Origin of the sequence: Clostridium tertium, assembly GCF_902652255.1 — a bacterium.
Lineage (GTDB): Bacteria > Bacillota > Clostridia > Clostridiales > Clostridiaceae > Clostridium > Clostridium tertium_A.
In genome coordinates, this window is sequence record NZ_CACRTO010000048.1 from 40032 (window position 1) to 65728 (window position 25697).

The following is a 25697-nucleotide window of genomic DNA, read 5'->3' on the forward strand; positions in this document are numbered from 1 at the left end:
TTTATTAAATTTTACCTTATATGAATATAATCCCCTTAATCATATTGCTAATTATTCTTAATTAATTTTCCTAAATAAAAAAGAGTAGGATGTCCTTAAGCTTTGTACTTAAATAGCATCCTACACTGTTTACTCTAACCTTAATTATTTATTATAGCATTAATAGTTATCTGCATCTTCTTGCTTAGCTCTTCATCTTTTAGAAGTACCATAGATATTAAATCTAGAAGATACATAGCTGAGAACTGACTATTTATAAATTTACTTCTATCTACAAATTTCGGATTATATACTACAAACTCTATATCTGAATACTTACTTATGCTGCTTCCCTCAAAACCAGTAATAGAAATTATACTTGCTCCATTTTCCTTTGCCTTTCTAAGAGAATGCACCACTTCCTCAGTTTCTCCAGAAATAGATATCCCAATTACTAAATCATCCTTCCTTACTATTGAACTATTAATTATCATCATATGTGAATCTGAAATACAATGAACATTAAAGCCCATTCTTAAGAGCCTATGCATCATTTCCTTACATGTTAGCCCTGAACTACCTACTCCATGAATATATATATTTCTAGCCTTCTTTATCTCACTTACCGCCTTAAATATAGCATCTTTATCTATTAACATCTTAGTTCTTTCAATAACTTCATTATAATATTGATAAGCATAAGAGAATATTTCATCTTCATCATCATCTAATTTTTCCACCTTATTAGAACCAAGCTTAATTTTCATATCCACAAAACTTTCACAGCCTATTTTCTTGGCAAATCTAGTTATAGTTGCTCCTGATGTCCCTATTTCCTTCGCTAAATCAGTAATGTTTATATTCTTAATTTTATCCCCATACTGCATTATGTAATTAGCTATATCTTTTTCTTTATCTGAAAAACTATTATATATTTTCTGTATCTCACATAAGATATCCACTTTACCCCTCCAAACAACTGCAAATAATTTTTTATTTATATTTAGAATATCATTAATCTAAAATAAATAAAAGAGCTTATGCCAATGTAGAATTAAGGAAAAAACTCCTTGAGGAGTTTTGAATTTAAATCGATTTTAGTAATTCCGTAGGAATTACATCCTTTATTGTTAATTGTTCATTATTAATTATTCATTGTAAAAAAAGCTGCCCTTACGGCAGCTTATTTTACTATAATGCTTTTAACACTTCATCATTAAACTTTTTAGTTATTAATTGTGGTCTTGTTATTGCTCCACCAACTACAACTGCATATGCTCCCTTTTCTAAAGAAAGTTTTGCTTTTTCTGGTGTGTCAAAGTTTCCTTCTGCAATAACTTTTGCTTTACAATCCTTTATTAAAGCTTCTAAAACTTCAAAGTTATTAGTACCTTTAGAATGATCCGTATAACCAACTAAAGTAGTACCTACATAATGGAACCCAAGCTCTCCAGCCCTTAATCCTTCTTCTACAGTAGATATATCAGCCATAAAAGCTTGATTTGGATATTTCTTAAATATACTCTTTAAGAACTCTTCATCTTGATCTATAGTTGCATCTAGTGCAATTATATCTACTCCTGCTTCTACTAAGGCATCTACTTCCTTCATAGTAGGAGTTATATATGGCTTCATATTTTCATAATCTATTTTTATTATACCTATTATAGGTAAATCTACTTCCTTTTTTATGGCAATTATGTCCTCAGTACTATTTGCTCTTATTCCTATAGCACCGCCTTCTTTGGCTGCTACTGCCATTCTACTCATTATATAAGAGCTATGAAGTGGTTCGTTTTCTAGTGCTTGACATGATACAATTAATCCTCTATTTATCTCTTTCACTCTTATTAATCTCTCCCTATAATTTCATTTATTTTTTGCTTTAATGGATCTGCCTTAGCTCCAAATATCGCTTGTATTCCTCCCTTAACTTCTAATACAGCTGTAGCTCCTAAAGATTTAATCTTAGCCTTATCTACTTTGCTTACATCTTTAACTGCTACTCTAAGTCTTGTGATACAAGCGTCAACATCATCTAAGTTTTCAGCTCCACCAAGTGCTGCTAAAATTTCTTCAGCAACTTCATTTAAGCTATCTTTAGTAACAACTTTAACATCTTCCCCCTCAACTTCTCTACCAGGAGTCATAACGTTAAACTTAGTTATTAAGAATCTAAATGTGAAGTAGTATAGTGCAAACCAAACTGCTCCAACTACTAATACAAGTATCCAGTTAGTTTTATCATTTCCTTGAAGAACTCCAAATAATGTAAAGTCTATTAATCCACCTGAGAATGTATTACCAATTGATATATTTAATATATCTGCAATGAAGAATGATAATCCATCAAATACTGCATGAACTACGTATAACCATGGTGCTACGAATAAGAACATAAATTCAATTGGTTCTGTAATACCAGTAACAAATGAAGTTATTGCTGCTCCTAAGAATAATCCACCAACTAGTTTCCTTCTTTCTTTAGGAACACAGTGATACATAGCTAAACATGCTGCTGGTAAACCAAACATCATAGTTGCAAAACGTCCAGCGAAGAATCTTGTTCCTTCTGTAAATAATCCAGTGTGATTTGGATCAGCTAATTGAGCAAAGAATATATTTTGTGCGCCAGTAATAGTTTGTCCTGCTACAGTTGCAACTCCACCTAATTCTGTATACCAGAATAATGGGTAAATCATGTGGTGTAATCCTACTGCACCTGTTAATCTTAATAAGAATCCATAAAGGAATGTTCCTATTGGTCCTAAACCTGCTATTGCATTACCTGCTGAAACTAACCATCCTTGGAATGTTGGCCATATTAAGAAGAATACTCCTCCGATAAATATAGCTGCAAAAGATGATACTATTGGTACAAATCTTGATCCACCGAAGAATCCTAAAACTGCTGGTAATTGAATGTTTCCATATTTATTATGTAAGAATGATACTGTTAAACCAATTACTATAGCTCCTACAACACCTGTATCTATTGATTCAACTGCTGGATTAAAAGCTGTTATCATTCCACTAATTGCTGCATTCATAACTAAGAATGAAACTGCACCTGCAAGTCCTGCAGTACCCTTATCCTTCTTGGCTAAACCTACTGAAAGACCTATACACATAATAAGTGCTAAATTAGCAAAAACAACATTTCCTGCTGATGACATAATTGAGAATATGCCTTGTAACCATGCAACATCTAAGAATGGATAAGCTTGAACTGTATTAGGATTTGATAATGCACCTCCAATACCTAGTAATAAACCTGCTGCTGGTAAAATCGCTATTGGTAACATAAAGGACTTACCTATTTTTTGTAGCTGCTTAAACAAAATAATTCCTCCCTCACTTAAATTAAAATTATTTTCACTTCTTATTCCTTGTAAAAATTATTTTCTTCTGAATACATTTACATATTACCATGAAAATAATTTTATCGCAAGTATTTTTATTAAAATTATTTTCATTTTTTAGTAGTTAATTTTTAGAAATAAAAAAAGTATTGCAACACTAATTTATAAATAGTGTTGCAATACTAAGTGAATCTATTCTTAATTCTTAAATATATCTCTATAATTACATAATTCTATATTATTTTCTTTAAGGAAACTCTTTAATTCTATGGATGTAAGTATTTTTAGTTCCTCTATTCTCTTTATGTTATATGAACTGTTTTCCATAATAAAACTATCTAAGTATGCAGGATGTGACATAGTTTCTAATACATCATATTTATCAAGTTTATCTTTAAGATTCCTAAATGCATCTATACTTACTGTTTCTTCGTAAAATATTCCTTCATAAGGAAGAACTTTTTCATAATCTAATTTATATTCAAGCCCTCCCCTTATTGGATAAGGATACGTCTTAATAATTCTTTCCATAACAGGCCTTAATGCTTCAAAAGTATGAACATGATGATGGGAGTCTAAATGAGTTATATCTATACCACTAGCTTTTACCTTTTCAATTTGTGCACAAAACTCATTATAAACTTCTTCTATATCAATATTTTTAGCTACTTCAGGTGTTATTTTTTTATAGAAATATCCATTTTCATCCACTATTGTCTTATGAGTATTTAATACTGGCTTATATGCAGATAAAGTTAAATGAACTCCACAGCCTAAACCATTACAACCCTTTAATAGTTCTACTGCATGCTCATATCCCGGCATTCCTGCCATTATTGATGTGCTTCTTATTACACCATTCTTAAAAGCATCCACTATACCATAGTTTGCCCCTCTGCTATAACCAAAATCATCAGCATTTACTATTAACTTCATATTTTTCCCCTCTCTCTAGTAAAGTGTATAAATTCCCATTATATATTGCTATACACTTTATATAATTTATTTTTTAATTACCCATCACTTAAATTATATTCCTTAAAATCCATATATTTTTTCATTAATTAAAAAAATTGTAGTTATATTTAAACTATAATTCTAATTTATATTATGTTTGAATTATTTTTATAATATGTTACTTAATTTGAATAAACTATGTCCATATATCTAATCCTATTAGATATAAATTAATATTAATAATGTGAGGTAGTTTTATGAAAAAATTTTTTAATGTTATCCTACGTATTTCTTTAGTTACTTTTTGTATATCATTATGTATATTTAATTCCCCCATGGCATTATCTGATGTAAATCTAAAAGAGAATGCTCCTAATAATAATACTCTACCCCATCACTTTCGTATGACTACTGATATTAAATCTCTATCAAAGGATAAAGATATTAATTTAACTGGCTTAGATAAATTAAATATCTCTGGGAGTGCGCAATTTTCTGAATCTGGCCTTTCTTTAATAAAAAGCTCTATACCTAATAATTTTGATTTAATAGACGTAGATTTAAGACAAGAATCTCATGGATTTATAAATGGAATAGGTGTAAGCTGGGAAAATGCTAAGAATAATGCTAATAAGGGATTAACCTTACCTAAAGTAATATCTACTGAAAATAAACTATTAGAATCTATTAAAATAAATACTCCATTAACTTTCTATAATACGAAAGTAACTATAGTACCAGAGTATGTTCAAAATGAGTCTACTCTTGCAGCTTCAAAAGATATTGGATATCTACGTATCCCTGTAACAGATGGATCTACACCAAATGATGAAATGGTTGATTACTTTATCGATATCGTTAAGAATACACCTGAAAACACTTGGTACCACTTTCATTGTAAAGAAGGTATAGGTAGAACAACTACCTTTATGATAATGTACGATATTATGAAAAATTATAAAGAAGTAAGCTTAAATGATATTATTAAACGTCAAGTATTGCTATCTGGAATTAAAGAAAAAGATGCTAAAGATTTTTATAGTGGGAATCACTTTAACTTTTTAAATGACTTTTATAATAAAGTTACTTCTAAATCTACCACTTCAATATCTTATGGAAATTTAAATTCTAATGATTGTTATATTAAAAATTCTAATATACCTAAACACCTTTATGTTATTTCTGATAATTATATGAGTAAAGAAGAGCAGACAATGGTTACTGCTCTTCAAGGTATTATCTCCACCAAATCTGATGAACAAATTTATATTCTAAGTAATGATGAGCCAGATTATAAAATATGGCTTGAAGATTTAAATACTAATTATAATATTTCTTATGAGAATATATCAGATCCATGGCTTCTATTAGATATGTTCAAATCATCATTAAATGGGTACATACTGTACAGCAATACAAATCCCTCATCTATTAATAATGCTTTTTCCCTTTCATCATTAAATAACTCATTACCTATAGAAGAATCTTTAGAAACAAAGCTTAAAGAGCTTGGTATAAATAACTTAGTTAAAGATTGTAGAACTACAGATAAGTATTGGGCATATAAAAATCTATGGAATTCTGGTTTAAATCACACCACAGTAATACAATTATCTCCTGAAAAATCTATGGCCTTAAGAGATTATGCAATAATGTCAAAATCTCTTATTTTTTATGAAGAAGATATAAAAGACTTTTCATTAAGGAAGAAAATATTTAAATCCATGGATAAAACAGCTCGTTGCTTAGGTTGGGGGCCAGATGAGTATAACAACGTAAGTATCGCCTCTAAATATGGAGTAGATATTATAGCAGCTGATTGGTCTTATAATCTATCTGTATTAAGTTCATTCCCTACTATTGTACAAACTCAAAAATCTCGTAATGAAGTCCATACTGAAAACAATGTCCACTATGTAACTTTTATTATGTCTGATGGAGATAATCAACAATGGTTAATTGGAAGTAATTATGGCTCAGAAAAATGGTATGGATCTAAAAATAGAGGTAACTTTGATTTAGGTTGGTCACTAAGCCCTTCTCTTTATTATTTAGCACCTACTGTTTTCAATAAATATTATGAAAGTGCAAGCTCAGAGAAGTATTCAGATTACTATATAGTTTCTCCCTCTGGTAATGGATATATCTATCCCAGTATGTATCCAGAAAACAAATTAAATACCTATACAAAAAGATTGAATGAATATATGAAAAAAGTAGATCAAAAATATGTATTGATTATTGATGATGATGCATTTTATAAAACTAACTTATGGGATAAATATACTGAGAATTCCAATATAGATGGACTTTTTTATTTAGATTATAAGAAAAATAATAATTATAATGGAGAAATAGTTTGGTCTAATAATAAACCAGTAGTCTCATGTCGTGATTTACTCTGGGGTGGATTAGAGGATGCAAATCAACTAATTGACAATATAAATTCTAGAACTAATGTTAATTTTATAGATATTACTAAAGAAGATGCATATACTTTTGTTTATCTTCATGTATGGAGTAATGATATGAATATTCTTCAAGATGTAGTTAATGAATTAAATAAGAATCCTAAAGTTAGAATAGTAACTCCAGATATTTTTATGAAATTAATTAAAGATAATATTAATCCTAAATAATAGAATTATACTTATGGAGTTCTTGCTGAAGTATTTATAGATGTAGAAAAGAATATATATTCTTCAAAATAAACAAAAAAGATGAAATTCAATTTTGCTGAATTTCATCTTTTTTATCTACATATTTCTATTTTGCATATTTAACAATTATATCTCTTAATGTTTCTACTACTAACTTACCAGCTTTATCATTATAATACTTTGCAAATCTTTCATCTGCTACATACATTTCTGCTAAACCAGCATGAGCTTCCTTAGAGTAACTAGGCCATGAGAAGCAAAGCCATTTCTTATGATTTCCATAAACTTTTTTAGCTTCTTCTGAATCTAAATCACCACTGTCAGATACCTTTAATAGATTATCGAACATTTCAGATTCTAGCCTTTGCATTTCGTTAAAATCTTCCTCACTTAAATTCATGAATTTTTTATTAGATGCTTCTACAGTCTCTTTACCATATTTATCTCTAATTTCTTTTCCATACTTTTCTTCGTTTTCTCTTAATTTTTCTTTTTTGAAACCTTCAAACTTTTCCTTATTAGACATACTTATTTCCCCTTTCTTATATTCAATAGTCTTTTCTACAGTTAAAATCAATTGATCAAGTTGATTTCTCCTAGAAATGAGGCTTTCACGATGTTCAATTAATGATTGGCAAATGTTGAAATTAGGATTAGTAATTATATCTTGAATATCTTCAAGCTTAATATCCATAGATCTATAGAGTAAAATTTGCTGTAATAAATCTATTTCTTTTTCTCCATAGATTCTATATCCTGAAGAATTAACTCTGCAAGGTTTCAATAAACCAATCTCATCATAATATCTAAGGGTTCTAGTACTTACACCTGCCATTTCAGCTAGCTTTTTAATTGTATATTCCATCTTCATTCCTCCTTACAATTTAATAATAAGGCTTTACGCTGCGTTAATGTCAACAAGTTTTTTAAAATTTATTTTAAAATAAAAAATAAACTTTCATCTATTGAAATTATTATCATAAATAAAGATGATATACTAAACTTACAAATAATACGGTAAGGGAGATATATTATGAAAAAAATTGATCTGCATATGCATTCATATTTCAGTGATGACGGAGAATTTAGTGCTGAAGCAATAATAGATAAAGCTATTAAAAATAATTTAGATGTTATCTCAATTACGGACCATAACTCTGTAAAAGCTAATCCTATTGCCTTGGAATATACTAAAGATAAAAATATTTCATATATACCAGGAATAGAAATTGACTGTCAACATAATGGATTAAATTTGCATCTTTTAGGGTACAATTTTGATTTTACTAAAAATTGCTTTGCTGATTTAGAAGAAAATATAATAAGACAAGAGCAAGAAGCTGGTATAAAGAGATTACAAAAAATTAAAGAAGTAACTAATTTATATTTAGAAGATGAAGATGTATTAAATAAAGCTCCAAATGGAATAATACCCGGTGAATTAATAGCAGAAGTCCTATTAGCCGATGAAAGAAATAAGGATTCAGAGATATTATCTCCTTATAGAAAAGGTGGAACAAGAAGTGATATGCCTTATGTTAATTTTTACTGGGATTACTTTTCACAAGGGAAACCTGCTTATGTTCACATAAAATATATTAGTTTATCAGATGCTATTAAAATGATAAAAGATAATGGTGGTATATCAATAATAGCTCACCCGGGAAATAATCTAAAAAATGATTTGAATGTTATTGACGATTTAATAAAAGAAGGAATTGATGGTATTGAAGTCTTTAGTTCATATCACTCAAAAGATACAATAGATTTTTTCTATAATAAAGCTATAAATAATAAGTTGCTTATTACATGTGGAACAGATTTTCATGGGAAAAATAAACCTAATATAGAGATTGGCAAATTTGGCTATGAAATAGATAGCGATTTAATTTGGAGTCCAAATTTCATATTGAGTAATTAGAAATTACTCATTTTACTTTAGAATAAAGAATTTCCTTTAAAAAGATTCCTTGTAACAGCATTTTAATAGTGTTATAATAAAAATCCACTTATTGTGTATACTTTTAAAGTGAATTATATTTTTAATAATTATTAAAGAAAGTGTCAGGTGAAATTTATGATTAATGCAAAACTATTAGTTGAAAAAGCTTATGAAGCTCAAAAATTTGCTTATACTCCTTACTCTAACTTTAATGTTGGTGCGGCATTACTTGGTACAAACGGTAAGATATATTTAGGTTGTAATGTAGAAAACGCTGCTTTCACCCCAACAAACTGTGCTGAAAGAACTGCATTTTTCAAGGCTGTATCAGAAGGTCAAAAAGAATTTCTTGCAATTGCAATAGTAGGAAATAAGGCAGATGCAGAAGAAACAGATTATTGTGCTCCTTGTGGAGTATGCAGACAAGTAATTGCTGAGTTCTGTGATCCGAAAACCTTCAAAATCTATTTAGCTAAAAATAAAGATGAGTTTAAAGAATATACATTAGAAGAGCTTTTACCATTGGGCTTTACAGGCAAGGATTTGGATTAATATAAATTTTTATGACTATATAAAATAATGGCAGGGTATTAATTACTCTGCCTTTTTAAAAATATCTTTTATTTTTTTCTTTATAATTTCTATATACTTTTATTAATTAAAATTATTAGAAAAATAACTTACTAAATCAACAATCCAATTTTTTATATTAGGATATTCTTCTTTAATTACTCTTTTAATTTCTTCCTTAGATGAATCTAGTGATAAAGTCTTCAATCCCTCTACTTTATTTCCTATAGCTATATTTGCTTTTGCATAATCACCTACTGCTATATCTGAAGCTATCGCTCCACCTCCTACAGCATACTTACCAATAGCTAATGCCCCAGATGAGAAGATACCTATGGATATAGCTCCTATTGAAAAAGTTCCAATTGCAATAGCCCCTACTCCAAGAAGTAATCCTATAGCGATAACAGCAAAACTTAAAAATCCTACTGATAGTAAACCAAAACTAAAAATCCCAAAAGATAAAAATCCTGCAGATATTATTCCGTAAGATATATTACCTATAGCAACTATTCCCTTTGCTTTCTTAATTCCTCTTCCAAGATTTATATGAACTAAAGGTAATCCAAATAAAGTTCTTTTACTTTTATATTCATACTCTATCCTACTTGAATGCAAATTAATTACTATTTGAGTATTTTTATTCTCACTATTATTTATATTTTTTACATCTTCATTTTCATAACTACTATTTTCTGATGAGCTTTGTAATATATCATACTCATCACTATCCTTAACTAAACTATCAATTGTAACATTATAAATTTCTGATAATAGTATAAGCTTATTTAAATCAGGTGTTGATTGTCCAGATTCCCATTTAGAAATTGCCTGCCTAGATATCCCTAATCTGTCTGCTAATTCTTCTTGAGATAAACCATTTTTCTTTCTTAACAATTGTAATTTCCCTGATAAATTCATTTGCCCCACCTCCTATACAAATTATATAAAAGTGGGGCAATTTTATCTACCAACTAGCCATTTCTTTTTGTCAACTAACAGTTGCAACTGGCTAAAATCCTATATTTTAAACAATTTATTTTTATGTAAGTGAAATATAATTTCCCACTTCATAAAAAGCATGAATTCTATGAGTTGGTGATGTAAATATCTCCTTACTATTATTTTTCTCCCTAATATTCCATTGAATTTATATTAATTATTTCTAATACTACATCTGAATCTTTTATATATTGTTAAAATGGGTAAAATGGGAAAAATGGAAATACTATTGGAAATACTCTTCTAATGCCATGGAATGGAAAACCCTTACGTCTAAATCTTCTATGCCTTCTCATTTTAGGATTACCAAATTGCCTATGCATACTTTGCATATATTCATCTTCATCACTTATCATATCCTCACCAGCTAACATATTGATTCCGTTTGAATCAACGTTATCAATAATTCCGTCTACTGAACTTCCATCTTTCATAACTACGATAATATGAAAGCCCATTAAATTTTTGCATTCATCCATTAAATTCTGTACGTTCATGTTGTCATCAGATCTCTCATAATTCATTTTTATCACGTCCTTTCTAGTAGCATAATATTCTTTAATACTAGAAAGGGTACTATTGATTATAAATTTAGATAATGAATTGCTTAAGACTAGCTTCATTAGTTATTAATTAATATCTATATCAAAATTCTGTTGTACCAAATTTATCATTTCTAAGGTCTTCATAAGCTTGATATAACTCTTCTCTAGTATTCATTACAAATGGACCATATGATTCAATCGGTTCATCTATAGGTTCACCACTTAATACAATAAATAATGAATCCTCAGTAACTGATTCAACTAGAATATTTCCTTCTTCATTATTAAATATAACAAAGTCTCTTTCCTTAGCTAACTTTTCTCCATTTACCTTAACATCTCCCTTTAATACCATTATTCCAGTATTAAAGTTACTAGGTTCATCTAATATCATTTTCCCTTTATTTTTTAGGTTTACATTATAAAGATTTATTTTAGTAAATGTGCTAGCTGGTCCTTTAACACCCTTAACTTCTCCAGCAATAATGCTTACTTCACCTTGGTTATCTTCTAATTTTAAAGCTCCCATTTGTTCTTTTAATAAAGGTTGATATTTAGGTTCGCTCATCTTCTTATCTGATGGTAGGTTAACCCAAAGCTGAATCATGTGAAGAGTTCCACCATTTTTGCTAAATTCAGCTTCATGATACTCTTTATGCATAATACCTGATGCAGCTGTCATCCACTGAACATCTCCAGGTCCTATAATTCCATGATTTCCTTTGTTATCATGATGCTCAACCTTTCCATCATAAGCAATTGTCACAGTTTCAAAACCTCTATGGGGATGAGCTCCAACTCCACGTCTAACTTGTGATGGTTCATAGTAATGAGGTGCATGATAATCTAAAAGGAAAAATGGTGATAATCTAGCCAGACTACTTACTCCAGCTGGCAAGTATTGTGCTACCTTAAATCCATCTCCAACCATATGAGGCATTGGACCTCTAAATATATTTTCTATTGATCTATATTGTTTCATTATAAACATTCCTCTCTTTTTTAATTATTGATAGTTAAAAATATCACTAATTAGTGATATTTGTCTAAAAAAATTTTTGTTTTTTAGATATTCTTAAATTTTTTTAATATATTTTTCAAAGTAATTTTTTCTTCATCAGTTAAAACATCAAAAATATTTTTAATATTATTAATGTGATTTGGTAAAATACCCTCTATTGTTTCTATTCCCTTATCAGTTATTGATATTATACAAGATCTCTTATCTTCAGGGTCTATATTTCTTTTTATAAATCCATCCTTTTCTAAGTTTTTTATAACTACTGTTATATTGCCTGATGTCGTTAATATTTTTTCTATTAACTCACATATTCTTAAGTCACCTTTATTATATAGAGCTTCTAAAACTCCAAATTGAGATATAGTTAATCCACTTTCCTTAATTGTTTCATATTCACGTTTATGAATTGCATTTTCTGCCCTTGTAAAAACAACTAAAGTAGATAAAGTTAATTTATTTTCATCAAGTAAATCTTTTATCTTATCCATGAATAAAATATATCACTAATTAGTGATATTGTCAAATGAGATATTTTTTCATTTGGGTTTACTAAATAATATCAAAGGAGTATGCTTAAATTATTAAAGATACTATTTTTTGGATTTACTTTATAAATAATAAAATATTCACTATTATAAAAGAAGATATTAAAGCTGATGCTGTATCTATAATGGATACTAAAAATATATTAGCTTATATTAGCATTGGAAAAGAATATTATGATATTGGACATGAAATTATAACTATTGAAACAAAGGAAGCAATTATATTGTAAATGTTAATAAATAAGAGAAATAATGCCTTGGTTCAATAATACTTATAATTTAAAACTTAAAGATATTGATAATTAAGTTCCTGTAAGTAGGGGTAATTTAAAATTATTCAGGTAACTCATCCGCATAAAAAGTGCATTTTATATAATCTTATTTGTATTCCATTCATAAAATACTAATTTTATATTTTACCCATTTATAATTAATCCATAAAAATTTTGTCAATATAAAAACATATGAAAATGCTATATTTACAAAATATAATTAGAGGTGAATGAAATGAAAAAAATATCAAAAAATCGTTGGTTAATAGTCTTAGGAACAGTAGTAGCTCAACTAGGATTAGGAACTATTTATACTTGGAGTTTATTTAACCAACCCTTAGTAAATAAATTTGGTTTCGAATTGAATAAGGTTTCCATAACCTTTTCAATAACTAGTTTTGCCTTAGCTATATCTACATTAGCTGCTGGTAAACTTCAAGACAAACTAGGAATAAAAAAACTTACTTCAATTGCAGGTTTAGTATTAGGACTTGGTTTAATATTAACATCAGTAACTTCTTCATTACCTATGCTTTACATTACAGCAGGGGTAATAGTTGGAGCAGCAGATGGTATTGCATATATTACTACACTTTCAAATTGTATTAAATGGTTTCCTGATAAAAAAGGCCTAATTTCAGGCATTTCAGTAGGAGCTTATGGTACAGGAAGTTTAATTTTCAAATATATAAACGGTAGTTTAATTAGTAATAAAGGAGTTTCACAAGCATTTTTATACTGGGGATTAATAGCTATGGCTTTAATCTTAATAGGTGCTCAATTTTTAAAGGATGCTCCATTAATAAGTGATTATTCTAAAAATATTAAAGATGCAAATGAATTTTCAGTTAAGGAAATGCTTAAAACAAAGGAAGCTTATACTTTATTTCTAATATTCTTTTCTGCATCTATGAGTGGCCTATATTTAATAGGAATAGTTAACGATATTGGCATTCAACTTGTTGGACTTACCCCTGAGGTAGCAGCAAATGCAGTGGCCATGGTAGCAATATTTAATACAGCTGGTAGAATTCTATTAGGTACTTTATCAGATAAGCTTGGTAGATTAAAGGTGGTAATTTTATCACTTTCAGTTACAGCTATATCAGTATTCATATTAAGCTTTATACAATTAAATTTTGCGATCTTCTTTACTTGTGTTGCTTCAATTGCATTTTGCTTTGGAGGAAATATTACAGTATTCCCCGCTATTGTAGGAGATTTCTTTGGTACTAAAAATCAAACTAAAAATTATGGAATTATATATCAAGGATTTGGTTTAGGAGCAATTTCAGGGTCACTAATATCATCACTAGTTGGAGGATTTAAACCTACATTTATAATTATTGGAGCTTTATGTTTAATATCAATAGCTTTAGCTTCTACAATACAATCTGTAAAATCACATAAAAACATTAAACACCATAATAAATTAATAGAAAAAGTTGCTTAATTATTTCTTTTAAAAGTCTTTTTCTATATAAGTAAATCAAAAAGAGTATCTTCAAAATTTAAAGATACTCTTTTTATTTTTTAAGATTTCCAAGCCAAATATAAATTATTTTATATTGAATTCTTTCTTATTTTCCTTAATGCCTTTTTAGAGCCACGACTTATATCATGCTCTAATTTTCTTTCCTTATAGCTTGTAAACAGCTGATTTAAATCATATCCTTCTGGGTATAATTCACTTGCGCTTACATCTAACTTTACTCTTTTATAATTTACTTCAATAAAATCATTTTTATAAAGAACTACTAAATTATTTAGTTCATCTACTTCTTTATACACTATAGCACTTTCATTTTTGTCTAAAAGAATTACTCTATCACCAACAGAATAACTATATCTTGAATCTAAAGCCTGTATTTCTTCTTTCTTTTTACTTACTTTATTGGCTTTAATCATTTCATAATTATACTCTTTGTTTTCTATATATTTTCTAGTTCTCTCTATTATAGAATCTGAAATCCCCATCTTCTTTGATATATATAAGGCATTACTATCCCCACTTTTACCAATATGAAGTTTATATAATGGTTCAAGAGTGTCCTTTTTAAATTCCATAGCTGCATTTTGAAAATCAGGATGCTCCTCAGAGAAATTCTTTATCTCTCCATAATGAGTAGTTGCTATTGTAATGCACCCTTTATGATATAACTCTTCTAAAATAGCTATGGCAAGTGCTGCTCCTTCATTAGGTTCCGTTCCACTTCCTATTTCATCAAATAGTAATAAAGTAGATTTTGTGCTTTGCTTAATAATCTCGGCCAAATTCTTTACATGAGAAGAAAATGTACTTAAAGCATTTTCAATACTTTGGTTATCTCCTATATCAACAAAAACATTATTAAATACTGAAATCTCAGTTCCTTCCTTTGCTGCTATATGAAATCCTGATTGTACTGCAAGAGTTAAAATCCCTACAGTTTTCAATACTACTGTCTTACCGCCTGCATTTGGTCCTGTTATTATTAATGCTCTATAATTATCTCCAATTTCAAAGTTAAGAGGTACAGTATTCTTAATTAAAGGATATTTCCCATCTACTATTTTTATATATCCATGATCATTTAATTTTGGTTTTATACCTGAAATTTCATTGCTATATTTTGCTTTAGCCCAAATCATATCATATTCAGCTATTACTTCTATATTAATTTTTAAGTCTCTTATTCTTTCATTAATCATTTCGGTAAGCATAGCTAATATCTTATATTCCTCTATGCTTTCTTCAATTTTTAAAGTAGATAAATCTGCAGTATATCTAGATATTACATCTGGTTCCATAAATACTGTTGACCCTTTTGAAGAAGCCTCAATAACAGTTCCTTGAACGTACTTTTTGTAGGCTGACTTTATAGGAATAGTATATCTTCCATTCCTCTTACTTATAAATGTCTCTTGAATATATTTTTTATTTTCACTATTCTTTAAAAACTTATCTAACCTCTCTCTTATCTTCTCTTCACATTCATCTATACGCCTTCTTATTTTTTTAAGTTCTTTGCTAGCATTAGAATCTACTACAGATCCCCTTATGCATCTATTAATCTCCTCTTCTATATAACTTAAATCTGTTATACTTTCTCCATAACTACATAAGGTTGGAGCATATCCTTCCTTATCCTTAACAAACAACTTAATTTTTCTGCATCCTCTTAAAAAGTCACTCATCATAGTTAAATCCTCTGGATCTAAAGATGCACCTTTTTCTATCTTTTCTATATGAGGAGTTATATTAAATATTCCTGCCAAAGGTATATGATAAGATGCTTCAAGAAGTCTTCTTCCTTCTGATGTTTCATCTAATCTTTTGCTTACAACCTTTAAGTTACTACTTGGTTCAAGCTTATCAATTAATGCTTTTCCTAATCCACTTATACAATATCCTTTTACTATTTCTTTTAACTCAAAATAATTTAATTTTTCTAATGTTGTTTTATCCATTTTAATATTCCTTTCTTGTATCAGATACATACAAGTCACGAAACCTAGATAGATTTCATAATATAGACTCATAAAAACAAAAAAGCTGTGGATACTTCCACAGCTAAAATTCAATCATAAAAAGGTATAGTATACCCCTTGTAATTTCGTTCGCGGACTTGTATCAATATAGTTTAATTAATCCCACAACAAATAAAGGTTACAAAAACCCGATTTTTAGGAATTAATATTCAATTAACTATTTGATACTAAACACTCACAAACTTCCCTCACTTTTCTTGAAATCTATCTTCTTTAATATATTCTATAAACTACTATATTGTCAATTATTTTTATATACCAATTTTGTATAAGCCCCTATTTAATTAAGTATTAATTAGAACTCTACTAATACCCTAGCTGGCCATGCATCTATACCTTCAACTTTAATTGGTAAGCAATATACCTTAAAGTTAGACTCCGGTATCCTATCTAGGTTAGTTAGATTTTCTATAGAGTATTTACCTTCTTTACCTAAAAACCTATCTATCTCTCCATGCATTCTTCCCTTAGCTAATCCTAAAGCATCTATACCTATCATATTAACATTTTTACTAGCTAAATATTCTATAACACTAAAAGATATATCAGGATGATTATTATATTTTTCATCATCTTCTAAATACTTATCCCAGTTAGTTTGGAAGAAAACATAAACGCCTTCCTTAACTATAGATAAATCTAAGTCTTCTAATGTAACTTCTCTATCAGTAATATGAGACACATCAAATTTTATTCCTTCAGCTACTAGTCTATCTTCACTTACATATGCCTCTGCTGACATTACATCTATATGAGTTCCCATATTATGAACATCACAAGAAAAATTAATAGTACTGTATGAACTCCCGCTTTTACTCTTTCTAGTTACTTTCTCAACCTTTAAAGGTGCAGAACCATCCCTATATTCTTTACCTATTCTAGTTACTTGAGTAATATCCACTATCATTTTTCGTCCCCCTTTTATTTATTATCACTTATTCTACTACTTTTATTGGGACAAATAAATCATAATATTTTACTTCATAAATATTTCTACTAGCTTTATTTCTTTATCAAAAGAAAAAATGAATTGAACATTTCTTTTTTCAAACTTTGCTATTGATACAACAACAGCATATCCATTCTTTTCTTGGAAGGACATTTTATCTATTGAATCAAATTCACCTGCTGATTCTTTTATGCTATCATATGCTTTTTTTATAACTTCTGAGTTTTCATCATTTTTAATTGTATCTCCAGCATTATCAACTATTTCATTATATTCTTCATTATTAAGCTGATCTATTATTACTTGAGAAGCTTCTCTTAATACATCCTCATTATAATCTTCACTTAAAGTTTTTGGTCCACAGCCTATTAAAAATAATCCACAAATTGCTGTTAATAAAACTCTAATAATATTCTTCATACATCCTCCTGGATTTTAGTTAGTTGGAATAACTATATTAACTTTAAAATGGTTATCATCAAAGTCAATTCTTAATGTTCCCTCATATTTTTCTATTGCCATTTTCACATTCTGTAATCCTAAGCCTTCATGATTCTTCTTTGTTGTTTTTAACTCAGAATCAACCTTTACAACCTTAGATTTTAACTTGTTAGTTACATTTATAACTATAAATTCATTGAATTTATCTACCTTAACAAATATCTCTTTATCTTGTTTAAATTCCTTTACCTCATCGATTGCATTATCTAAAAGATTTGAAAATATAGTCGTTACATCAATATCTCTTATCTTTTCTAAGTTTACATCTCCTACTTTACAATCAATAGTAATTCCATATTTTTTAGCTTTTTCACATTTGTCGTTTAGAATAATATTTAAAACTTTATTATAGGTATAATACTTTTGTTCCAATCTATTAAACATCTTATATAAATCGTCTTTATATAAATCGTCTTTATATAATTCAGCTTTCTCAAACTCATTACCTTTATATAAGTTTTCAATAGTTTGTATATGATTTTTTATATCATGAATAACTTTTCTAGAATCCTTGTACTTTGCTTCAAGTGAATTGTAGTACTCATACTCCATATTAGCCTGATTTTCATAAAGGCTAATTTTATTTTTCATTTCATTATTTTTAGATATCTCTTGAAAAATATTTGTAATAAATATATTTAAAAATATAATTGAAGCTATATTAAAGACTAATAATAAGTTATCTGAGGTAGAAACAAAGGTCTCCATATACATCATTAGAGTAATAATATAGAATATGCTTACTATTGGTAAAATTAAAAAGTTAAAAAACTGTACTTTTGTAAAATTAGTTATACTCTTTTGCTTGTACCAATTTATAAATAGTCTTGATGCTATTAAACTACCAAACTGCATTACTATTGATGTTGCTAGTGATAAGGCATTTATATCATAAAAATTAATTAATCCTATAACATATATAAAATTAAATATATAACTTATAACAACTTGAAATATAGTTAATATAACAATAAACAAACTATAGTATAAAATATAAATTTTTTTATCATTATATAGAAAATGTCCTACAATAACTGTTAATACTAAACTTAATAATATATTGATTACTTGGCTTTTTATAATACTGTAAGATATTATAAGTGCTAATGTAAAAATAACATAAGCTACTATATAAACTTTTCTTTTATAAAATTTATTTCTATCTATCTTACTCATAAAATCAAATACTATATAACTAGATAAAAATGAAAGCAAATAGCTTATACCTATTAATATAGTCTCAGGAAAGATATACAAAAATAAAACCTCCTTTCCTTTAACTTAAAATACGTTTTTCTAAGTACATATTAAATTTATCTCTAAATTCAGTTGATTTTTTTTGTGATAGTGGAATAAGGCTTCCATCCATCATAAAAATGTCGTAGCCTTTTATAGACTTTACATGAAATAAATTCACTGTAAAACTTTGATGAGGCATAACAAAATCATATTTTGCCATATCTTTTGCTATTGCAGTTATTCTACCTTTTAAAGAATAACTATAATCCTTAGTTTTTATAACTACCTTTCTATCAATATACTCAAAATAATATATTTCTTTAGGTGCTAACCTTACTATTCCATCGGTAGTTACAAATTCTAACTTTTCCTGCACCTCTTCTTCCTTAAAATAACTTATTGCTTCAGATATCTGACTATGTATTTGTTCTTCGCTAATTGGTTTATTTAAATATCCAAATGCATGTACACTAAATGCTATATTTAAATAATCAGTATAACTTGTAACATAAATTATCTTAACAGCCTTATCATACTCTCTTATTTTCTTTGCTGCTTTTATTCCATCTATTCCATCCATATCAATATCAAGGAATATTACATTAAACTTATCTTTATTCTCTATAAGATCTTCTCCACTATTAAATAAGCTTATCTCAAATGAAGCTCCATTATAACTTTCAATATACCTTTTTATATCATTTACTATATTTTTATCATCATCACAAATTGCAACTTTAATCATTACCCATCTCCATAAATCCTTATTGTTCATGAATATTATATAATCTACTCAGATTTATGACAATGTTTTCACAAAGCTTTTATTATTTTAGTTGAGAACTTCTTATTGAATATCCTATAATAGAAATGATTATTATAGCTAAACCTATTAAATATGATGCCCCTATTGTACTTACATTATTTATAGTTGCTTCTGTAACAGAATATTGAATATATCCAAATAACATAATTATTTCTAACCCTAAAACCTTTATAAATGTTTTAGCTAAGCCATATTGTCTTTCTCTATTTTCATTTGTAATTTTAACTTTTGTCATTTTAAGCTTCTCAACTATAACCCTTGGATACAATGATAAAGCTGAAGTTGTTAAAAACATTACAATTCCTATTCCAATATAAACAAATATTGCATATTTACTTGTAACAAAGGATTCAAGATTACCATTTAATCCAAAATATATAGGAACATTTTCCGGTAACTTACTATAACTTAAAATAGTAGTTGTAATAACAGCTGCTACTATAGCCATTGAAGTAAAATCTATAATTCTTTGTAATTTTGTTCTTTTCTTTTCCATTATAATAACCCTCTCTCATCTTGAATTTACTAATTATCATATTTTCAATTTCTATTTGTCCCTAGGTTGACTTCATTATATATCCCTTATTTTCTCCCCACAATATACTTTGCATAATGTACAGATTTTAGTGCTTAATATACATATTTTATATATTTCCCGAAAAATAAATAGGAGCAATTATTGTACTTTCATACAATAATTACCCTTAAAAATTATAATTAAATTATATATGTCTTTTTGACTATCTTTTTAAATCTTCTTAAATGTCAGAACAACCCCATTTTACAGGCTATTCGGGCATTTTGCTTTCGTGGTAAACCTCACATATTTAGGTCTATCTTCTTATATTTTCCCTATCAATCGTGGTTGAAATCGTTGTAAATACTTCTTATACGATTATATGCTGAACCTCTGATTTTGCGGTATCTATGGACGCATGAGCATACCAGTTCATTGTGATACTGATATTTGAATGTCCCATGATATACTGTAAATCTTTTGCTTTCATGTTCTTGCTTGCCAGCCTTGTGCAGAACGTACGGCATAGCGTATGTGGTGTGATATGTGGCAAGGGGTTGTCCTCTGTCTTTCTTGCGTCACCCGACACATAAATATCTCCAATCTCCCAGCGTATCTGATACGTCTTAAACTTGACCGTTGCAGGATAGACATTAAAAATGTCGGTCGGTAAATCTAAAATGTGCGTGATAACATTTTCGGCGGTTGCTGTTTCAAATACACTGCTGATGTAATCAATCTTAACGGATAAATTTTCGTGTGTTGCGATAATACATTTCTCCTTTCGTACTTCCCGATTTTTTTCGGGGTATAAACTCTATTTTTTCCTTTATTTATCACAGTTTCTAGGTACTATGACATGTATACGTAGGGCGGTGTTACATATACAGAAGAAACAACATTCCAAACACTTCGCCGGAATTAGATTTTGATGAAATGGGCTTTTAAGAATATTTAAAAGATAAATGGAACAGAGGAATTTAATTTCTCCTCTTGCATGGAAGATACACCAAATAAAAAGCCCGATCAAGAGTGCGAAGCACCACCAATGGTGGCAAGCTCTTGACAAGGCTTTTTCTTTTCTATGTTAGATAATCAAGAGGAAGAAAGGGAAAGTCTGCATTTTTAAAGATTAGAAAAATGACAAGGATATGTTGATTTTTATTGTAGCGGATATATGTAACTGTTATAATATGGATGTGAAGAAATTAACAAATTTGAATTTGTAGGAGTGTGAATATATGAAACAATCTAGAATAGTTCAAGTACGAACACATGATAACTACAATCTTGATGTTAAAATAGATTATCCTGTAAATAGTGAAACTGTTATTATTTTTTGTCATGGTACAGGTGCTAACACTTATGAAAACCATAGAGAAATCGCAGGGAAACATTTTAATTATTTTGATTTGTTTGTTGATGAATTTTGCAAGCGTAATATTGCTTTTTGTCGTTGGAATACAAGGGGGTGCAGTATATCAGATGTTCCTCCAGATTTTGTATCTATCAACATTAAGGAATACGCAACTTATTGCCCGTCAACATCTATTCAAGATATTATAGCTGTGAAAAATTATATTAAGACATTACCGCAGTTTAAAAACTCTAAAATATTGCTAATGGGTATTAGTGAGGGGGCTACTCTTGCTCCATTTGCAGCTGCACAATGTAATGATATTGAAGGATTACTACTTTTAGGGTTCTCTTATGAAAATATGAAGGATACTCTTTATTGGCAATTAAGTGGTGGCAGTTCAATGGTTAATATGTGTAAGTATTTCGATTGTAGAGAAAAAGGATTTATAGAAAAATCAGATTTTATTAATGACAAACTAAATGTTCGTCCTATTCTTTTTCAAGATATTGAATTTGAAGATTTAGACATAGATAAGGACGGTAAACTTACGCAGAACGATTTTTCATTACAAATGGAAGATTACAGAAATCAAGTGTTTCAAGCTATAGAAGATAACGATGATGAATGGTTAAAAAATAATTATTCTGTTCAAATAACCTCAAAGTGGTGTAAAGAACATTTCGCCTTGCCTGATATATCGCCCATAATATGCTCGCTTACAATGCCAATTTATATTTTTCAAGGTGAAGATGACGCAAATATTTCTATCTCTGATATTGATAAAATTCGCAATGATTTCAAGAAGAAAAATAAATCTAATTTGCGTATCTTTACTTTTCCAAAACATGACCATGATTTGAATTATTTGCAGTATATTTTTTCTGGTATTATATCTGAAGGATTAAGAAAAGTTTTTGATATAGCACAGTCATTCTGAAAATTCCAGTTTAATAATTTCATATCCATACACACAAAGCAGTTAGTCTTAGGATTGACTGCTTTTCAGTAGAAAGACACCTTTTGAGGTGTCTTGTTGTCTAATTTATATTGTCATATCAAGGCTCATTCAATGATGGTTAAATCGTGGTAAAATGAGTGTTTTTCTATACCTCAAAATGCTTGAAAGTATAGTGTTTATGCGGATAATCGGAAATTAGATATAAAATTTTATCAAATTATCTATATTTAATTAACAAATACAAGTTTTTCTCTTCTTCCCAACTCTATTCATAGACATTACTTTTTCTATATAATCCTCTGCTACTGGAACTTTACACCCTTTAGTTCCTAGCTCAACTTGAACCTTACCTATATTCCTAGCAACTTCTAGAGCTATATCATTTAATTCTTTTATGTATGAACCTACACTTATTACAAAAGAATTCATATTATATCTAACTCTATTTTTGCTATTATGAATATTTGCTTCAACTATATTTAAAAGTTCTTTTATTTCCTCTATATCAATTAACTCATCATCAGTAATTGATATATAATTTGATATTGTACTCCATCCACAGCACTCAATAATCTCGTTATCTTGCTGTATCCACTTTCTTGCAAGTTCTAATGCAAAATCACTTTCTGCAGTTATATTAGAAACTATTGATGTAGCAATAGCTATACAATATGCCTTATCTAACCATCCTTCTAATTCATCTTTACTCATACTTTTAGGATTTATTGATAATCCTGCTAAATACATAGCATCATAATTCCCTGTATTATATAATTCCTTTGCTAACTCATCATTTTTCTTAACATACTTAACTAACTTTTTAAGATCACCTATCTTAGTTCCAAAGAAGGGCTCTTGTATTCCATGCTTAATTAATACATTTTTAATTGATTCGGAGCCTAATTCTTTTAATTTTCCCATAATTATATCTAAACTAATATCAGCCTTATCCAGCTTATTTTTATTCTCATTAATATTAATAATAACACCTCTTTTCAATAAATAATTTACATCTTGTAGTTATATAAAATCTTATTATAATTTACATACTATTTAATTATTGGGTAGGAATACTGAAAATGTTGATCCCTTACTACTAGATTTCACTTTAATATATCCACCTTGATTTGATATTATTTCTCTTGTTAGATATAGTCCTATTCCTATCCCCTCTATATCTCTAGAATTTTCACCTCTATAAAATCTAGCAAATATCTTAGGTAACTCTTCTTCTTTTATGCCAACTCCATTATCTTTTATATCTACTCTAGTAAACATTTCATAACCTTGAATTTTCACCTTAATTACTCCATTTTCACTAGTGTACTTAACTGCATTTTCTAATATATTAAAGAAAGCCTCTCTAACCCAGTTCTTATCATGAATTATTGAAATCTTATCTACTTCTTCTAATTGAATTTCTATACTTTTCATTTTAGCCTTCTTCTGTACCTCACTTATTGCAAGTATTACAGTATCATTTAAATCATTTCTCTGAGGCTTTAGTTGAATCACTCCACTTTCTAATCTAGACATTTTTATCATACTCTCAATTAAAAAGCTTAACCGATCTAATGATATCATAATAATATCATTAAATTCTTTTCTTTCTTCTTCACTTAAATCTTCATCCTGTAGAAATTCACCATACATCTTTAAGTTAGTTAATGGAGTTTTTAGTTGATGTGCTATATCTGAAATTAATGACTTAATTTCATTCTTATCTTTTTCTATTTGCTTATTTTTATCTTTTAATATATTAGTTAATTTAATAGTTTGATGCTGTAATTTAGATAATAAAGTATCTTCCATAGTAGAAAACACTTCTTCATCCCTCATATCTATAATAGTTGAAAGCATATCTGATAGCCTTATAAAAACTTCTTCCATATAACTTTTATATAATTTCTCATAAATAAACATCCCTGAGATTATAATTGTGGAAAATATTATTAAAGCTATAGATACCCTCTTGTTTACTTCCATAATATAAACATAAAAATTTATAAATATAGTTAATATTATTGTAATAACCTTGAAAGCTACATTTACTTTATTAAAATTAAGTTTCATAAACTACTCCCCCAAAGTATATCCTATACCAAACACAGTTATTATATATTTAGGATTTTTAGAATCCTCCTCTATTTTCTTTCTAAGCCTTCTAATATTCACGCTTAATGTATTTTCATCAACGAAATTTCCGTTATTATCCCATAGCTTCTCTAAAAGAATTTCTTTCGTAACAACTTTGCCTTTATTTATTGCAAGCAATTCTAAAAGCTTATATTCTGTTGCAGTTAAACTAACTTCGTTCCCTAAAATATCTACTGACATTCTATCAAAATCTATTCTTAACCCATTATACTCAAATAAATTTTTATTAACCATTTTATTTCTCTTGAGAATTGCATTAATCTTATGTCTTAATAGTTCTACAGAGAAAGGCTTTGCTATATAATCATCACACCCAGTTTCAAATCCCTTAACCATATCCTCTTCTGTATCATTAGCTGTAAAAAACACTATTGGAATATTAGCTCTATCTCTAACTTCTCTGCAAAGGTCTAATCCATTACCGTCAGGTAAGTTAATATCTAAAAGCAAAAAATCTATCTTATCCTTTAATATTATCTGCTTCCCTTCATTCTTGGAATATGCAGATACTACCTCATACCCCTCTTTTTTTAAAGCAAATGCTACTCCTTTATTAAGTATCTTATCATCTTCAACTATTAATATTCTTGCCATAATGCTCACCTCGTCCACTTAATAAATTAATTATATCAAAAAGATAAGTTCCATAATTAATCTTTTTATTTATTAATGAAAAGATAATTAATTTCTAAACTAGACAAAGTCTTGTTTTTTCCTTTAGTCTTTGCTTAATTAAAATAATAATAAAATACAAAGCCTCCATATAATATAATCAAATCGACTTGGAGCAAGCGACGTAGATAA

The 25697-nt window shown here is 28.3% G+C and carries 24 protein-coding genes and 1 pseudogene; 6 read left to right on the forward strand and 19 right to left on the reverse strand.

From position 1 onward, the window contains the following. Nucleotides 1-140: 140 nt before the first annotated feature. The 4 genes from GPX08_RS15435 to chbG form a co-directional block, all read right to left on the reverse strand. A complete protein-coding gene (locus tag GPX08_RS15435; protein WP_156627719.1) occupies nt 141-941 on the reverse strand; it encodes an SIS domain-containing protein in 801 nt (266 codons plus the stop codon). A gap of 229 nt (nt 942-1170) precedes the next feature. Beyond that, nucleotides 1171-1824 (reverse strand): putative N-acetylmannosamine-6-phosphate 2-epimerase, encoded by a 654-nt coding sequence (locus GPX08_RS15440; protein WP_156627720.1) that lies wholly within the window; start codon nt 1822-1824, stop codon nt 1171-1173. Between the two features lie 5 nt (nt 1825-1829). After that, on the reverse strand, nt 1830-3320 hold the full coding sequence (locus GPX08_RS15445; RefSeq protein WP_156627721.1) for a PTS glucose transporter subunit IIB: 1491 nt from the start codon (nt 3318-3320) through the stop codon (nt 1830-1832). Between the two features lie 219 nt (nt 3321-3539). Continuing rightward, on the reverse strand, nt 3540-4277 hold the full coding sequence (gene chbG, locus GPX08_RS15450) for a chitin disaccharide deacetylase (protein ID WP_156627722.1): 738 nt from the start codon (nt 4275-4277) through the stop codon (nt 3540-3542). A 278-nt stretch (nt 4278-4555) separates the two neighbouring features. Between chbG and GPX08_RS15455 the strand changes: the two genes are divergently transcribed. After that, entirely contained in the window at nt 4556-6937 is a 2382-nt protein-coding gene (locus GPX08_RS15455; protein ID WP_156627723.1) for a hypothetical protein, read from the forward strand. 127 nt (nt 6938-7064) lie between these two features. Here the strand turns inward: GPX08_RS15455 and GPX08_RS15460 are convergent, their stop codons facing one another. After that, on the reverse strand, nt 7065-7823 hold the full coding sequence (locus tag GPX08_RS15460) for a MerR family transcriptional regulator (RefSeq protein ID WP_156627724.1): 759 nt from the start codon (nt 7821-7823) through the stop codon (nt 7065-7067). A 168-nt stretch (nt 7824-7991) separates the two neighbouring features. Here GPX08_RS15460 and GPX08_RS15465 point away from each other — a divergent pair, with 168 nt between their 5' ends. Together GPX08_RS15465 and cdd are read left to right on the forward strand one after the other, a co-directional pair. Next, a complete protein-coding gene (locus GPX08_RS15465) occupies nt 7992-8879 on the forward strand; it encodes a PHP domain-containing protein (RefSeq protein WP_156627725.1) in 888 nt (295 codons plus the stop codon). Between the two features lie 156 nt (nt 8880-9035). Beyond that, nucleotides 9036-9452, forward strand: a complete 417-nt coding sequence (gene cdd / locus GPX08_RS15470) for a cytidine deaminase (protein WP_156627726.1) — start codon at nt 9036-9038, stop codon at nt 9450-9452. A 102-nt stretch (nt 9453-9554) separates the two neighbouring features. Here cdd and GPX08_RS15475 read toward each other — a convergent pair whose 3' ends face one another. The 4 genes from GPX08_RS15475 to GPX08_RS15490 form a co-directional block, all read right to left on the reverse strand. Next, the gene (locus GPX08_RS15475; protein ID WP_156627727.1) at nt 9555-10391 is read right to left on the reverse strand and encodes a helix-turn-helix domain-containing protein; all 837 of its coding nucleotides are present in this window, start codon (nt 10389-10391) and stop codon (nt 9555-9557) included. 275 nt (nt 10392-10666) lie between these two features. Beyond that, on the reverse strand, nt 10667-11095 hold the full coding sequence (locus GPX08_RS15480) for a hypothetical protein (RefSeq protein WP_156627728.1): 429 nt from the start codon (nt 11093-11095) through the stop codon (nt 10667-10669). A gap of 22 nt (nt 11096-11117) precedes the next feature. Beyond that, a complete protein-coding gene (locus tag GPX08_RS15485; RefSeq protein WP_156627729.1) occupies nt 11118-11999 on the reverse strand; it encodes a pirin family protein in 882 nt (293 codons plus the stop codon). Between the two features lie 83 nt (nt 12000-12082). Continuing rightward, nucleotides 12083-12526, reverse strand: coding sequence for a MarR family transcriptional regulator (locus GPX08_RS15490; RefSeq protein ID WP_156627730.1), 444 nt, complete (start codon nt 12524-12526; stop codon nt 12083-12085). Between the two features lie 297 nt (nt 12527-12823). Between GPX08_RS15490 and GPX08_RS15495 the strand changes: the two are divergent. Together GPX08_RS15495 and GPX08_RS15500 are read left to right on the forward strand one after the other, a co-directional pair. Beyond that, a pseudogene (locus GPX08_RS15495) lies at nt 12824-12889 on the forward strand (LytTR family transcriptional regulator); the annotation flags it as partial. 201 nt (nt 12890-13090) lie between these two features. Beyond that, nucleotides 13091-14308 carry an MFS transporter gene (locus GPX08_RS15500; RefSeq protein ID WP_156627731.1) on the forward strand — a complete coding sequence of 406 codons (1218 nt, stop codon included), beginning with the start codon at nt 13091-13093 and terminating at the stop codon, nt 14306-14308. Between the two features lie 110 nt (nt 14309-14418). Here the strand turns inward: GPX08_RS15500 and GPX08_RS15505 are convergent, their stop codons facing one another. The 7 genes from GPX08_RS15505 to GPX08_RS15535 all read right to left on the reverse strand — a co-directional run bounded on the left by GPX08_RS15505 (nt 14419) and on the right by GPX08_RS15535 (nt 21109). After that, entirely contained in the window at nt 14419-16305 is a 1887-nt protein-coding gene (locus GPX08_RS15505) for an endonuclease MutS2 (RefSeq protein ID WP_156627732.1), read from the reverse strand. 376 nt (nt 16306-16681) lie between these two features. After that, nucleotides 16682-17293: a hypothetical protein gene (locus GPX08_RS15510; protein ID WP_156627733.1), complete on the reverse strand. Its 612-nt coding sequence runs from the start codon at nt 17291-17293 to the stop codon at nt 16682-16684. A 69-nt stretch (nt 17294-17362) separates the two neighbouring features. Then, a complete protein-coding gene (locus GPX08_RS15515; protein ID WP_156627734.1) occupies nt 17363-17755 on the reverse strand; it encodes a DUF3887 domain-containing protein in 393 nt (130 codons plus the stop codon). 15 nt (nt 17756-17770) lie between these two features. Further along, nucleotides 17771-19012: a GHKL domain-containing protein gene (locus tag GPX08_RS15520; RefSeq protein WP_156627825.1), complete on the reverse strand. Its 1242-nt coding sequence runs from the start codon at nt 19010-19012 to the stop codon at nt 17771-17773. Between the two features lie 100 nt (nt 19013-19112). Next, complete coding sequence (locus GPX08_RS15525; RefSeq protein ID WP_156627735.1) at nt 19113-19820, reverse strand: response regulator; 708 nt, start codon at nt 19818-19820, stop codon at nt 19113-19115. Between the two features lie 82 nt (nt 19821-19902). Further along, complete coding sequence (locus tag GPX08_RS15530) at nt 19903-20397, reverse strand: hypothetical protein (RefSeq protein ID WP_156627736.1); 495 nt, start codon at nt 20395-20397, stop codon at nt 19903-19905. A gap of 391 nt (nt 20398-20788) precedes the next feature. Beyond that, nucleotides 20789-21109, reverse strand: a complete 321-nt coding sequence (locus GPX08_RS15535; RefSeq protein WP_156627826.1) for a tyrosine-type recombinase/integrase — start codon at nt 21107-21109, stop codon at nt 20789-20791. 550 nt (nt 21110-21659) lie between these two features. On the opposite strand from GPX08_RS15535, the gene GPX08_RS15540 reads away from it, so the two are divergent. Then, the gene (locus tag GPX08_RS15540) at nt 21660-22715 is read left to right on the forward strand and encodes a hypothetical protein (RefSeq protein ID WP_156627737.1); all 1056 of its coding nucleotides are present in this window, start codon (nt 21660-21662) and stop codon (nt 22713-22715) included. 252 nt (nt 22716-22967) lie between these two features. Here GPX08_RS15540 and GPX08_RS15545 read toward each other — a convergent pair whose 3' ends face one another. The 3 genes from GPX08_RS15545 to GPX08_RS15555 form a co-directional block, all read right to left on the reverse strand. After that, nucleotides 22968-23675 carry a DNA alkylation repair protein gene (locus GPX08_RS15545; protein WP_156627827.1) on the reverse strand — a complete coding sequence of 236 codons (708 nt, stop codon included), beginning with the start codon at nt 23673-23675 and terminating at the stop codon, nt 22968-22970. Between the two features lie 114 nt (nt 23676-23789). Continuing rightward, a complete protein-coding gene (locus tag GPX08_RS15550) occupies nt 23790-24809 on the reverse strand; it encodes a sensor histidine kinase (RefSeq protein ID WP_156627738.1) in 1020 nt (339 codons plus the stop codon). A gap of 3 nt (nt 24810-24812) precedes the next feature. Further along, entirely contained in the window at nt 24813-25487 is a 675-nt protein-coding gene (locus GPX08_RS15555) for a response regulator (RefSeq protein ID WP_156627739.1), read from the reverse strand. Between the last annotated feature and the right edge of the window lie 210 nt (nt 25488-25697).

Excerpts from the sequence above, each read along its gene's own strand:
- chbG (WP_156627722.1), bottom strand. The coding sequence starts at position 4,277 with ATGAAGTTAATAGTAAATGCTGATGATTTTGGTTATAGCAGAGGGGCA.
- GPX08_RS15455 (WP_156627723.1), top strand. The coding sequence starts at position 4,556 with ATGAAAAAATTTTTTAATGTTATCCTACGTATTTCTTTAGTTACTTTT.
- GPX08_RS15460 (WP_156627724.1), bottom strand. The coding sequence starts at position 7,823 with ATGGAATATACAATTAAAAAGCTAGCTGAAATGGCAGGTGTAAGTACT.
- GPX08_RS15465 (WP_156627725.1), top strand. The coding sequence starts at position 7,992 with ATGAAAAAAATTGATCTGCATATGCATTCATATTTCAGTGATGACGGA.
- cdd (WP_156627726.1), top strand. The coding sequence starts at position 9,036 with ATGATTAATGCAAAACTATTAGTTGAAAAAGCTTATGAAGCTCAAAAA.
- GPX08_RS15475 (WP_156627727.1), bottom strand. The coding sequence starts at position 10,391 with ATGAATTTATCAGGGAAATTACAATTGTTAAGAAAGAAAAATGGTTTA.
- GPX08_RS15480 (WP_156627728.1), bottom strand. The coding sequence starts at position 11,095 with ATGAAGCTAGTCTTAAGCAATTCATTATCTAAATTTATAATCAATAGT.
- GPX08_RS15485 (WP_156627729.1), bottom strand. The coding sequence starts at position 11,999 with ATGAAACAATATAGATCAATAGAAAATATATTTAGAGGTCCAATGCCT.
- GPX08_RS15490 (WP_156627730.1), bottom strand. The coding sequence starts at position 12,526 with ATGGATAAGATAAAAGATTTACTTGATGAAAATAAATTAACTTTATCT.
- GPX08_RS15500 (WP_156627731.1), top strand. The coding sequence starts at position 13,091 with ATGAAAAAAATATCAAAAAATCGTTGGTTAATAGTCTTAGGAACAGTA.
- GPX08_RS15505 (WP_156627732.1), bottom strand. The coding sequence starts at position 16,305 with ATGGATAAAACAACATTAGAAAAATTAAATTATTTTGAGTTAAAAGAA.
- GPX08_RS15510 (WP_156627733.1), bottom strand. The coding sequence starts at position 17,293 with ATGATAGTGGATATTACTCAAGTAACTAGAATAGGTAAAGAATATAGG.
- GPX08_RS15515 (WP_156627734.1), bottom strand. The coding sequence starts at position 17,755 with ATGAAGAATATTATTAGAGTTTTATTAACAGCAATTTGTGGATTATTT.
- GPX08_RS15520 (WP_156627825.1), bottom strand. The coding sequence starts at position 19,012 with ATGAGTAAGATAGATAGAAATAAATTTTATAAAAGAAAAGTTTATATA.
- GPX08_RS15525 (WP_156627735.1), bottom strand. The coding sequence starts at position 19,820 with ATGATTAAAGTTGCAATTTGTGATGATGATAAAAATATAGTAAATGAT.
- GPX08_RS15530 (WP_156627736.1), bottom strand. The coding sequence starts at position 20,397 with ATGGAAAAGAAAAGAACAAAATTACAAAGAATTATAGATTTTACTTCA.
- GPX08_RS15540 (WP_156627737.1), top strand. The coding sequence starts at position 21,660 with ATGAAACAATCTAGAATAGTTCAAGTACGAACACATGATAACTACAAT.
- GPX08_RS15550 (WP_156627738.1), bottom strand. The coding sequence starts at position 24,809 with ATGAAACTTAATTTTAATAAAGTAAATGTAGCTTTCAAGGTTATTACA.
- GPX08_RS15555 (WP_156627739.1), bottom strand. The coding sequence starts at position 25,487 with ATGGCAAGAATATTAATAGTTGAAGATGATAAGATACTTAATAAAGGA.